Origin of the sequence: Methanolobus vulcani (genome assembly GCF_900100715.1) — an archaeon.
GTDB lineage: Archaea > Halobacteriota > Methanosarcinia > Methanosarcinales > Methanosarcinaceae > Methanolobus > Methanolobus vulcani.
On sequence record NZ_FNCA01000001.1, the window covers coordinates 481,681 to 494,183 of the forward strand.

The following is a 12,503-nucleotide window of genomic DNA, read 5'->3' on the forward strand; positions in this document are numbered from 1 at the left end:
TCAGGAAAGTGTATCTTTGTGGAAAATACCAACCGGATAATTTTTAGATCTATTGAAAGTTAAATCAAAAATAGATTAACTAAAGCCAACAAGGCTTTAGTTTTTAATTTGTTTTATTTCGTGTTTATTCGACTCTGAATCAGGCATCCATCACAAGACGGAAACCAATTGAAGAATCTCCATCACGTGGATCCTGCTTTCCTCTGAATGCTGTGTAAAGTGCATTTTCCAGACTTGAATAACTGCCACCTCTCATAACCCTCAGGGAAGAAGCACCTTTCTCTACAGCACTTCCGTCTTCAGGTGCGCTGCCATAGTTATCCACCCAGCTGTCTTCCACAAGTTCCCATACATTTCCGTGAACGTCATAGAGACCCCATGGATTTGGAAGTTTCTGACCTACCTCATGAGTCCTGTCATATGAGTCATCCTGATACCAGGCATAGTCCTTGAGGAAAGGACCCTCATCCTTATTTATTTCGCCAAATGAATAGAGAGTTGTTGTGCCGGCTGCTGCTGCATATTCCCACTCAGCCTCGGTTGGGAGCCTGTACCTTGTAGTGCCTTCCATTTCATTGAGCTTGGTTATGAATTCCTGAATGTCGTTCCATGAGACACTTTCAACAGGAAGGTTGTCACCTTTGAAATTAGAGGGATTGCTGCCCATTACTGCTTCCCACTGTGCCTGTGTCACTTCATACTTCCCTATGTAAAAGTCATTATCAAGCCTTACTTTGTGAACCGGCTGAGAGTAAGCATACTTTGATGTACCCATGTTAAAGGTCCCGGCGTTGATGCGCTGGAAATCCATTCCTATGGAGTTGGTGTATTCATTACCCGTTGGTTTGCTGGCCGTAGTTGCAGATGAACTGCTTGCCCCATTGTCACTACCATTATCGCTTGAAGTGCAACCTGTTACAGCAATTGCAATCAGGAGTACTGCAAGGATCGTTATGATCTTTTTTGTACCTATCCGCATAAGATGTCCTCGCTATGAGTTTTTCGAAGATATGTTATCAATACATATCTATTTTTGGATGTTAAACTAGTCCTCAAAATACTCGAAAGCATCGATTATGTCAAGATAAACACCATCAAATCCCGCATCAAGTATCATATCCAGATACGCATCTTCATTTCCATAGATGACATCCTGCCACTGCTCATCCCAGTAGCGTACCTTGTAGTTGCCTTCCCAGTCAGGATTCTCAGCCTCAAGCCACTCTGGAGAGCCAACACGCCATGATTCATCCCAATAGTACCGATAGTCTTCACTTTCACCGATGCTCATGTAAGCGATCACAAGACGAGAGCCACCATTTGATTTGATTTTCAGGGAAGCAATGTCATCTGATGTCAGAGGCAGGTCATAAAAGAAGAGATCAATAAGAATCACATCGTAGTCAGTTCCCCACAAGCTTTCCAGAAACTCTTCCTTACTGCCATATTCCTCCGGATTGATGATGTACAAGAAGTTCTGCGCATCAGAAAGTGATAGAATATCGTTGCTGTTGACATTGAAAGGCTCTGCCGGATATTCAGGAATAGTATCAAGATCCCTGCTGTCAGCAGCAAATGAGATGTAAAACCGGTCTGCATTCTCACGATATGAAGCATCGACATAGAATTTAGTCCAGCAGTAATCAGTTACCAGTACAACTACACCGTTGTCTCTGGCAATATCCAGCAACGATGCCATATATTCTGTGTCTTCTTCCTCTGTTGCCACGTTGTCATCATCATAACCGAAGAAGAGGTCTTCCCTGCCAACCCCGTCAATTGCTGAAATATAGTCCTGTGCAATCGGATCATCAGGTTCTCCGCCGGATGTCAGAAGTTCCTGACCGTTCTGCGGGATGATTATGAAAACCGGGTTCTTCTGTTTTGAGTAAGTGCTGATACCGATGACAAAATCACGCATTTGCTGGCGATAGTCCATTACTGAAGTGGATTCTTCAGCAGTGTCAAGGGAATCAGTGTTTGAGGCTTCGGATATGTCAGGATTTTTGATTGTGTCGGGTGTGTCTGTGCTGTTGTCTGAGCAGCCGGATGTCAGGAGGATGAGTGTGAGGAAGATGATAATTTGCAGTGACTTCTGGTTCATGTAAAAAGGATTTATTTTACACTATTATATAGACTTGTAGAGGTATATCCATACTCAAAAAACAAAACAAAACACATAAAATAGAAAATCGGAAAATCCCATATAATAACCAGATGAATTGGAAAAGAGCAAACTTAGTCATTCCTGGTATCATTTTGACAATACACGGACTGAATGAACCAATGAATCTGATATTTCCAATATAGATCTTTACTTATCTGTTATTGGAGGAGGAGTGATGAGTGGGCTTTTGACCGAAGACAGGAGTATTTGCAATTACAGAAAATCTCCCGAAGCCTGCCGGTGAGAAAATACTGCTAAGTCAAAATCCAGTAAAATGATATTGTCTTTGGGTTTGTATACTATCTTTTTGTGATCTCTGTATGGTACTTACTGCTCAGGAAAATAAGATACGCTGGCAGAGATTTATTTTTGATAACAGGTATCTATGGACTGTTTCTACTTCCAGTGTTAAAATCAATATAAAATTACTATCCTACTTAAGTAGGTTTTAAAAATGGGAGGGATGTATACATGCCAGCATCCCCCTTTCAATTATGGATACAGTTGTACAGTTTCCTTAACACCGTAAGAAGAAGGCGTGACGAACTCTGCACTGGTTGCTGCACCAGACTCAGGGGTCAGGACAATGCTGACCACAGTACGCGGAACAAGGTTAAGACCTGATGAATACATACTTCCTGGAGCTCTAGAACCAATATAAGTATAAGTAGACCCACCTGCTTCTAGTGATGTTGTTCCAATATACACAGTAATAAGGTCCCCGGTATTCATTACAGGATTACTCTGAGAGAACGATGAATCCTCATCACGAATCTTTTCAACTGTAAAGTAGCGCATAGAGCTATTAACACCGTTGGTTACTGTACGAAAAAGTGCATCCAGATTGTCTGCAGCGGATGTTGAATTAAATGTAAACATTTGTCCGTATGACTTATCATTACCTGCATACGCAAGGTTATTTGTAGTTGTCCCGTCTGTGATGGAGATAATTACCTGATTTACATCCACCGGTGAACTTCCAACATTAAGACCAACTTTTAGTTCCAGCATGTCGATTGTGTTGGACATGTCGACTAAAGAATTTTTTGCACGTACACCTTCGATGTCTTTGACCATGAGGTTGGATGAAACTTCCTGTGTTGCCTGTTTACCTGTTGACTGGGCTTTCTGTTGCAGAGTACCTGATGTCTGAATCAGAACAGCGGCAGCTACAGCGGCTACCAGCACCATGGCTATGAAAATGATAAGAGTACCAATACCCACCTGGGCACGTGTATCTTTTTTCATGAAAAATTGTTTATTTGCTTTCATATGCAAGTCCCCAATAATTATATATAAAAAATAATATAATGAGCATTGACTTTTACTATATATAATGATTACCCTTTGAATGTACAGATATTATTACAGTTCCTTAACCATGTAACTATTAATGCAAAATTATTGTTGATGTAATGATCTGTTTTTTCTACTAGATAAATATAGAAAGAACCAGAAAGAGTCGATTTCCACCTTATTTTTCAGTAAAGTCAGGATTCAGCCACACCATGAGAATATCATCTTCAAAACTGCCGTCCTTTCTCCTGACCTTTTTCTCCATCCGACCTTCTTCTACAAAACCAAGAGATTCGTAAAGACCTCTGGCTGAGTGGTTGCTCTCCATTGTAATTAGCTCTACTCTCAGAACATCAGGGTATTCTGTTCTTACCTTTTCAAGCATTGTTGTAAAAAGCATCCTGCCGATTCCCCGTTTCTGAAATGACGAATGCACTGCGATTGTCAGGTGCTCGAACACGTGGGAGAACACGCTTCTGGAAGAGCGATAGGTATGAAGGTCAGCTATTATGCGGTCGTTCTCATTGTCATCAACCACAAGGATGATACCATCTTTCAGGCTGTTGGTGAGGAATTTATCGACGTATTCCTCTGTGACCTCATGTGGTTCGCGGATAATGCCGCCGGAAATCGTGGCTACCTCCCGGTAGAGGGCTAAGAGTTTGGATTTGTCTGCAAGGGTTGCAGGACGCGGGACAAAAGGAGAGGTCATAATGGAGAAGATATGGAACAATCATATTGGAATTTATCGGAAGTAGAGGGGAACGAATCTAGCAACAGTAAGCTCTCAGAAAAAGGGCGTGAACATATGCAGGTTTATGTCAATTGGAATGGTGGGAAAGTGCCGCCTTCGGTGGGATGGCGGTTTCTTCGCTCAATATATGTTGGAAATTCCTGAAAATGTTAATAAGAATAATAGCTAATAAATATAAGGTAGAACTAGAATGTAATCACATCTCTAAAAAGAAGAAACAAAGATAACACTGCTATCAATATGTCATTTAAGAAAAACACTATTGAGATCAATGATGCCTTTGATCTTGCACAATCTCTGGGTCTTGATAGAAGGGTTGGAAAAGACCTGATGGAGCTTTGCAGGCAGCATGATATAGTATCTCTTGGACTTTTTGGCTCTTTTTCAAGGGGAGAACAGCAAGAAGATAGTGATATTGATCTTCTGGTGACATTCTCTAAAGGAAAAAGTCTTATTGATCACATAAAGATAGAAAATGAATTCGAAACACTTCTGGGTAAAAAAGTAGACCTTGTTACTGAAAGGTCATTAAGTCCATACATATCCCCCATGATCAGAGACGAACTTAGGAGAATCTATTGTGAAGGATAATTCTGTATTTCTAAACTATATTCTTGATGCGATTAACCAGATAGAAGAATACACAGAATACCTGACCTATGAAGAGTTTCTTGAAAAAAGACTTATTCAGGATGCAGTAATACGGCAACTGGAAATAATAGGTGAAGCCACAAAGAACATTTCACCAAGTACAACAGAAAACTACCCTTTAATTCCATGGAAAGAAATTGCAGGAATGAGGGATAAGCTGATACATGTCTATTTTGGAGTTGATCTTGATGAAGTATGGAACACCACAAAAAGAGATATTCCTGAACTGAAGACAGTTATAGAAACAATTCTTGCAAACTAATTCTACTAAACCGTCCCCTTTTAAATACTAAAATCCACTTATTCATCAAATAAGGACAGAATATGCCTCAGATTCCAAATGAACACCCGACACTATGGATAAGATCCACTAGATCAGAATCGCTTAAAGGCAAGACCATCGTACTTGCAGTTACAGGCAGCATTGCTGCTGTAAGGACAGTAGAACTTGCACGTGAATTCATCCGAAGGGGAGCAGATGTCTATGCGGTTATGAGTGAGGGTGCAGGGTGGATAATCAACCCAATGGCCCTGCATTACGCAACCGGGAATGAAGTTATCACTGAAATCACCGGAAAGGTGGAACATGTGGAGTTCTTTGGGAATCTTGGCAGGGCAGACCTTTTGCTTATCGCTCCTGCAACAGCCAACACTCTTGGGAAGATCGCAGCAGGGATCGATGATACACCTGTGACAACCTTTGCAACCACAGCCATCGGTGCAGGTAAGCCTGTAATGGTAGTACCTGCAATGCATGAGGACATGTACAACCATCCGGCTGTTATGGAGAACATTGAGAAAATGAAAGGTTGGGGAATCGGCTTCATCGGGCCAAGGATAGAGGAAGGCATAGCAAAGATAGCTGGCAATGATGAGATCGTGCTTGAGGTTGAGAGGGCTATCGGGAAAAGGACACTCTGTGGGAAGAAGATACTAATTACTAGTGGTTCTACAGCAGAACCAATTGATCCGATAAGAATCCTTACTAACAGGGCATCCGGGAAGACTGGGAATGAACTTGCTCTTGAAGCTTACCGCAGGGGTGCTGAGGTTACCATCGTTCACAGAAACAAACTTGGAGTAACTGGCATCAATGAGATTTACGCTGAAACTGCAGCCCAGATGACCGACGCAGTGCTTGGTGAACTTTCAGCGGGTTATGATGTGCTTATAAGTTCTGCTGCTATTGCTGATTATACAATTGATTCAAGTGACCGGAAGATAAAATCCGGAGAAGAAGGGCTTAAGCTTTCATTCAAAAACACTCGCAAGTTAATCAAAGAAGCGAGGCAGGCATATCCTCAGGTGAAGATAATAGGGTTCAAGGCTGAGGCAGGAGTTGATTCAGAAGAACTGCTCAAAAGGGCAAGGCAGACCCTTGAAAATTCAGGACTTGATATGATCGTTGCCAACGAGGTCAGTAAAGAAGGAATGGGAACTGACAACAATAGTATTACTATATTATACTCCGGTAATAAAGATAATATTAGTATAGAAGGTTCCAAAAGTCTTATTGCAAATGTCCTGATAGATGAAATTACAGACATGCTGACATCGAAAGGCGAAAATTAAATGCAATCAGAATCTGTCGATGATACTCAGACGGCCAGAGCTTTTGCACCGGCCCATATTACAGGTTTTTTTCAGATACACGACCAGAATGATCCCATGAAAAAAGGGTCAACTGGTTGTGGAGTTGTACTTGATGGCGGAGTTTACACCACTGTTACTGCAGGAAAAGAGATTGATAATACAAAGATATTTCTCAATGGTGAAAAGGTAGCAGGGCACACTAGCAAAACAGTTGTTGAATCCATGACGGAATATCCTGTAAAAGTTGAAAGTATTTCTGATATACCTATTGAATGTGGTTTTGGTGCTTCCGGAGCCGGGGCTCTTGGAACTGCATACGCACTAAATCATGCTCTTTCGCTTGAATATACATCGACCCGACTCAATGATATCGCACATGTTGCAGAAGTCAGGAATGGCAGTGGACTTGGAGATGTTGCAGGACAGGTACATGGTGGAATCCTTGTAAGAATGACACCAGGTGCCCCATCCATTATCCAGACAGACCAGATACCTACACGAGAAAGAGAAGTGTGCTGTGTTGTGCTTGGAAAACTATCTACAAGTTCGGTTCTGGGAGACAAATATATGGTCAAAAATATCAATGCTGCCGGAAAAGAAGCAATGAAAAAGCTCATGCAAAAACCCACAGCATCTAATTTTATGCTTTGTTCCAGAGAATTTACCATGAATACAGGACTTGCTGAGGATAAAATAATAGATGTAATTGAAGCTGCAGAAAATGCAGGCGTTATAGCTTCACAGGCAATGCTTGGAAATGCAGTATTTTCAGTGCCATCAGTAACCTGTGCACCGGAACTTGTGAGTATATTTTCAGAATTTGGTGAAGTGCTTCGGTTCAGGATACGAACTGGAAGCATCAGAATTGTCTGAGCGAAAACATATTATCAATTACACCTGATATTTACGCCTGGAATTATTCTATTGGAGATTTTTTATGGTTGTTGAAGGTGAATGGGAACCCGAACCTCCTAAAAAGGTACCGGAACTCCCAATAAAAGATATTACACCTATTATTGGTAAGATATCACGTGGTATTGCTCTTATATTCGTAGTATTGATCGTATTTTCAATTTTATTCGGCTCTATCTTCGTATCTGTTGGAGCCGGAGAGGTTGGCGTGAAGTTCAACCAGTTCGGTGGTGTGGAAGATGACGAACTTGGGGAAGGATTACACATCGTTCCGCCATGGGTATCCGTGACAAAATACTCTGTTAGAAGTGAAACATACACCATGAGCGGTGTGGAAGATGAAGGACAGGTTGTTGGTGATGATCAGATCAAGGCACTCACGGCTGAAGGTCTTACACTGGGACTCGATATTACCGTAAGGTACAGACTTGTACCAGACAAAGTAAGTGATGTCCATCAGAAACTCGGAACAAACTACGCTGAAAAGATAATAAGACCTACAATAAGGTCATCGATACGTGAAGTTGTTTCCAGCAAGACTGCTCTGCAGGTCTATGGAGAAGAAAGGGAACTTGTAGCCGGAGAGATGCTCACAAATATTGCAGATGCCCTTGATAGCGATGGTATCATTGTGGAAGAAGTGCTCGTAAGGAACGTAGTGCTCCCTACAAAGGTTGCTGAAGCCATTGAAGCAAAACTCCAGGCAGACCAGGATGCCCAGAGAATGATCTTCGTAAAGCAGAAAGAGCAGCTTGAAGCTGAAAGGAAGATAATTGAAGCGAACGGTATTGCTAATGCAACTATTGCCCAGGCATACGGTGAGGCTGAAGCACTAAAAATAATCAATGAGCAACTGGCAAAGAACCCGAACCTCATAAACTACAAGTACATTCAGATGTTGCAGGGACAGGACATACAGACAATGCTTGTACCAACTGACCAGGGAATAATACTGGATGCTAGCAAATAAGATAATAAAATGAAAAGGAGAAAACGGACTGAATGACAGATATCCCTAAAGATCACCCCAGGTATGAATCCCTCATCACCAGGGAAAGAATAGTTGAAGGTGTGAACATCGGCATCACCAGCAAGCAGGGACTTGTGGCGCAGGGACGCGGGGAAGCCTTCGATTACATTATAGGGGAAAAGACCACTAAATCAGCAGCCATTGCCGAGAGAGCAGCGGTTGCTAATATCCTTCTTGCAGAGAATGCCATAATATCTGTGAACGGTAATACTGCTGCATTGGTTCCTGATCTTATGGCAGCTCTTGCAGATGTCACCGGAGCAAGACTTGAAGTGAACCTGTTCCACAGAAGTGATGCCAGGGTGCATAAAATAATCGAGCATCTAAAAGCGCATGGAGCAGGTGTTGTTCTAGGTGGAAAAGCAGACAAAAGACTTGACCTTTCCCATGACAGGGCTATTGTTGATGAGGAGGGTATATTCAGTGCTGATGTTGTACTGGTGCCCCTTGAAGACGGTGACAGGTGCCAGAAACTTGTGGAGATGGGTAAGACTGTAATTACAATTGACCTGAACCCACTTTCCAGAACTGCACTGACAGCTAACATCACCATTGTGGATAATGTCACCAGAGCTCTTAAGAATATGATCCAGTTCACAAAAGAGATGAAAACTCATAGCAAGGATGAACTTCAGGAAGTTGTTGATTCATTCAACAATGATGTTACTATCTCAGATGCCCTTTACACTATGCAGGAAAACCTGAAGAACAAAGCAGAGGAGAAAGGACTTACATGTGTCTGATAGAGAACACAAGGAAATTCGTGTCACTGGTACTGGAAAATGAACCCAGTACACACGATATGTCACATATCGAAAGGGTTGAAAATACCTGCATGAGAATTCAGGAAAAAGAAGGTGGAGACTTACAGGTAATCCGTCTTGCAGCACTTCTACATGATGTAGGTATCGTGAGAGAACACAAGGAAGGTGGCAACCACGCAGAATATAGCGCCGAGATTGCACGTGATTTCCTTGCAGAGAATGGCGCTGAAGCAGAACTCATAGAACATGTGACATCATGTATCCTGACCCACCGTTTCAGCCGTGGAATGAAGGCAGAGACCATCGAGGCTCAGATCCTTCAGGATGCTGACAGGATCGATGCATTGGGTGCTGTAGGGATTTTCAGGTCACTTGTATCTATGGGAGCTTTAAGAGCTTTGAAAGAAACTATTGGAACCGTAAAGGAAACTTCCATGAATGCTTACACCGAAGACCCATTTGACGGGTTCTACGATTACATGGAAAGAAAACCTTTTAAAATACCTGAAAGACTTAATACGGAAACAGCCAAAGATATTGCAGAACAGAGACTGGCAATTATGCGCAAATATCTAAACGAGCTAAAAGAAGAGACATCAGGAGAGAAATAATGGCGGATCTTATCATAAAGAATGCTTATATCCTAACAATGGACCCGGAAGCAGGCGATATTAAGAACGGGGTCGTTGTTGTAGAGGATGGTAAAATAAAGGAAGTCGGAACTTCCACAGAATGTACTGCTAAGAAAGTCATCGATGCAAAAGGCTCAGTCCTTATGCCCGGACTTGTTAACACTCATTGTCATGCAGGAATGACAATATTCAGAGGTTACGCAGATGACATGCAGCTTCAGGACTGGCTTGAGAATCATATATGGCCTGCAGAAGCTAAACTTACTGATGATGACATCTATGCAGGTACAAGACTTGCATGTCTTGAAATGATTCGCTCCGGAACAATTGCCTTTGCGGATATGTACATCCATGAGAACAGGGTTGCTCAGGCTGTTGATGAAGCCGGAATCCGTGCAGCACTTTCCTACGGAATGATTGATTTTGGAGATAAGGAAAAGGCAGACAAGGAACTTGAAGTTGGTAGCGCTTTTGTCAAAGAATGGAATGGGAAAGCTGGTGGCAGGATCATTACCATGTACGGACCGCATGCACCTAACACCTGTTCAAGGGATTTTCTCATAAGAGTGAAAGAGCAGGCTGTAAGAGATAACGTCAAATTGCATATCCATGTGCTTGAGACCGAAGCCGAACTCAACTATATGAAAGAGAACTTCGGAATGTGCTCTATTCATTTCCTCAAGGGAATTGATTTCTGGGGAACTGATGTGCTTGCTGCACACTGCGTGTGGCTCTCTGATGGTGATATAAAGATACTTGCTGAATACGGCGTTAATATATCCCACAATCCTAACAGCAATATGAAACTCGCTTCCGGCATCTGTCCTGTTACAAAACTCATTGATGCGGGAGCAAATGTATGCCTTGGAACAGACGGATGTGCTTCTAACAACAATCTCGACATGTTTGAGGAAATGAGATCAGCAGCTCTTTTGCAGAAGGTAAGTGTTATGGATCCAACCGTGCTTCCTGCACGCAAGGTACTTGAGATGGCAACTGTCAATGGCGCAAAGGCCCTTGGAATCAACAGTGGAATGCTGAAAGAAGGTTACAACGCTGACATGATAATTATTGACATGAACAAAGCACACCTTGCACCTGTATATGATGTAGCTTCACATCTTGTCTATGCTGCAAGCGGCAAAGATGTCAGGACTACAATTGTTGCCGGAAAAGTGCTCATGGATGATGGAAAAGTACTCTCCATGGATGAGCAGGAAGTCATTGACATCGCTATAAAGGCTTCAAAAGATCTTCTTGGAAGGATTGGAAACTAAGGAGTACAAGGCTTATACTTATATCAGATGCATAATAATCAGGAAGATATCCTATTTATCTATAGTTATTTCAAAATTGGAGATAAAAGATGACTGATACTGAAATGTTAGAATCCGGAAACATGAAGATCGACTGGGTTCTTAATCACATGCCTGTTCTTAATATCATCAGGGAACAGTTTGCAAAAGAAAAACCTCTTGCAGGTCACAAAGTTGCAATGGCACTTCACGTCGAAGCAAAGACCGCAGCTCTTGTAGAGACACTTGCTATCGGCGGTGCTAAAGTAGCGATTACGGGATGTAATCCTCTAAGTACACAGGATGATGTTTCAATGGCTTTGCACAACAAGGACAACATCCAGTGTTTTGCAAAATATGACTGCTGTAACGAGGAATACTATGAAGCTATTGATAAGGTTCTTGATATGAAACCTGACATCACGATCGATGATGGTGCAGACCTTATTTTCAAGCTTCATACAGAACGCACAGACCTTCTGCCTGAGATCCTTGGTGGCTGTGAGGAAACTACAACTGGTATCCACAGGCTTAAGGCAATGGAACGTGATGGGGCTCTGAAGATGCCTGTTATTGCAGTAAATGATGCAATGACAAAGTTCCTTTTCGATAACCGCTATGGTACCGGGCAGTCCTCATGGGATGGTATCATGAGAACAACGAACCTCCTTGTAGCAGGCAAGAATGTTGTTATCGGTGGATACGGATGGTGTGGCAAAGGTGCTGCAATGCGTGCAAAGGGACTTGGAGCAAACGTAATTGTAACCGAGATAGACCCGATAAGAGCACTGGAAGCACGCATGGATGGTAACAGTGTTATGCCTATGAAAGAGGCCGCAAAGATCGGGGATATATTCCTTACAACCACAGGTAACAGGGATATCCTGAACAGAGAGGATTTCGAGGTCATAAAAGATGGTGCTATTCTTGCAAATGCAGGTCATTTCAATGTTGAGATCAACCTTGAAGACCTCAAGGCAATGGCAGGTTCTGTCAGGACTGTAAGAAACAACATCAAGGAATACAAGATCGGTGAGAAACGTGTTTACGTGCTTGCTGACGGAAGACTTGTGAACCTTGCAGCAGGTGATGGTCACCCTGCAGAGGTCATGGATATGAGCTTTGCAAACCAGGCACTCTGTGTAAGATATATTGCGGAGAACAAGCTTTCAAATGGAGTACATGCTGTACCACACGAACTTGATATCGGCGTGGCCGAGATGAAACTCATGTCAATGGGCATAAGCATTGACAAGCTTTCCGATGAACAGGAAGCATACATGGCAGGCTGGGAAACCGGAACATAAACCTGTCATTTACTTTTTCTTTTTTTGCATAACTTTAAGTTGATACACTGCTACGACAAAGGTGCTAACCGAAGGTGCCGAGATATTGTTGCTACATTAAGT

13 protein-coding genes are annotated in these 12,503 nt (G+C 42.3%); 9 read left to right on the forward strand and 4 right to left on the reverse strand.

Annotation, left to right across the window (positions count from 1 at the left end; all coding sequences use genetic code 11):
* Positions 1-139: 139 nt before the first annotated feature.
* The 4 genes from BLP52_RS02100 to BLP52_RS02115 form a co-directional block, all read right to left on the reverse strand.
* Positions 140-979: a formylglycine-generating enzyme family protein gene (locus BLP52_RS02100; protein WP_091708252.1), complete on the reverse strand. Its 840-nt coding sequence runs from the start codon at positions 977-979 to the stop codon at positions 140-142.
* A gap of 66 nt (positions 980-1,045) precedes the next feature.
* The gene (locus BLP52_RS02105) at positions 1,046-2,104 is read right to left on the reverse strand and encodes an endo alpha-1,4 polygalactosaminidase (protein WP_091708254.1); all 1,059 of its coding nucleotides are present in this window, start codon (positions 2,102-2,104) and stop codon (positions 1,046-1,048) included.
* Between the two features lie 555 nt (positions 2,105-2,659).
* Positions 2,660-3,439 (reverse strand): archaellin/type IV pilin N-terminal domain-containing protein, encoded by a 780-nt coding sequence (locus tag BLP52_RS02110; RefSeq protein WP_091708261.1) that lies wholly within the window; start codon positions 3,437-3,439, stop codon positions 2,660-2,662.
* A gap of 202 nt (positions 3,440-3,641) precedes the next feature.
* Positions 3,642-4,175 carry a GNAT family N-acetyltransferase gene (locus tag BLP52_RS02115; protein ID WP_091708263.1) on the reverse strand — a complete coding sequence of 178 codons (534 nt, stop codon included), beginning with the start codon at positions 4,173-4,175 and terminating at the stop codon, positions 3,642-3,644.
* Positions 4,176-4,457: 282 nt separating this feature from the next.
* Here BLP52_RS02115 and BLP52_RS02120 point away from each other — a divergent pair, with 282 nt between their 5' ends.
* The 9 genes from BLP52_RS02120 (at position 4,458) to BLP52_RS02160 (ending at position 12,401) form a co-directional block, all read left to right on the forward strand.
* Complete coding sequence (locus tag BLP52_RS02120) at positions 4,458-4,808, forward strand: nucleotidyltransferase family protein (RefSeq protein WP_091708265.1); 351 nt, start codon at positions 4,458-4,460, stop codon at positions 4,806-4,808.
* Positions 4,798-5,130 (forward strand): HepT-like ribonuclease domain-containing protein, encoded by a 333-nt coding sequence (locus tag BLP52_RS02125; RefSeq protein ID WP_238380686.1) that lies wholly within the window; start codon positions 4,798-4,800, stop codon positions 5,128-5,130. The genes BLP52_RS02120 and BLP52_RS02125 overlap by 11 nt, the downstream gene beginning before the upstream one ends.
* Positions 5,131-5,192: 62 nt before the next feature.
* Positions 5,193-6,440, forward strand: a complete 1,248-nt coding sequence (gene coaBC, locus BLP52_RS02130) for a bifunctional phosphopantothenoylcysteine decarboxylase/phosphopantothenate--cysteine ligase CoaBC (RefSeq protein WP_091708268.1) — start codon at positions 5,193-5,195, stop codon at positions 6,438-6,440.
* Positions 6,441-7,334: a pantoate kinase gene (locus BLP52_RS02135; RefSeq protein WP_091708270.1), complete on the forward strand. Its 894-nt coding sequence runs from the start codon at positions 6,441-6,443 to the stop codon at positions 7,332-7,334.
* 64 nt (positions 7,335-7,398) lie between these two features.
* Positions 7,399-8,343 (forward strand): prohibitin family protein, encoded by a 945-nt coding sequence (locus BLP52_RS02140; protein WP_091708272.1) that lies wholly within the window; start codon positions 7,399-7,401, stop codon positions 8,341-8,343.
* A gap of 32 nt (positions 8,344-8,375) precedes the next feature.
* Complete coding sequence (locus BLP52_RS02145) at positions 8,376-9,146, forward strand: 4-phosphopantoate--beta-alanine ligase (RefSeq protein ID WP_091708274.1); 771 nt, start codon at positions 8,376-8,378, stop codon at positions 9,144-9,146.
* Positions 9,137-9,778: an HD domain-containing protein gene (locus BLP52_RS02150; protein WP_091708276.1), complete on the forward strand. Its 642-nt coding sequence runs from the start codon at positions 9,137-9,139 to the stop codon at positions 9,776-9,778. Before BLP52_RS02145 ends, BLP52_RS02150 begins: the two co-directional genes overlap by 10 nt.
* Entirely contained in the window at positions 9,778-11,076 is a 1,299-nt protein-coding gene (locus BLP52_RS02155) for an amidohydrolase family protein (protein WP_091708278.1), read from the forward strand. Before BLP52_RS02150 ends, BLP52_RS02155 begins: the two co-directional genes overlap by 1 nt.
* An 89-nt stretch (positions 11,077-11,165) precedes the next feature.
* The gene (locus BLP52_RS02160) at positions 11,166-12,401 is read left to right on the forward strand and encodes an adenosylhomocysteinase (protein WP_091708280.1); all 1,236 of its coding nucleotides are present in this window, start codon (positions 11,166-11,168) and stop codon (positions 12,399-12,401) included.
* Positions 12,402-12,503: the final 102 nt, after the last annotated feature.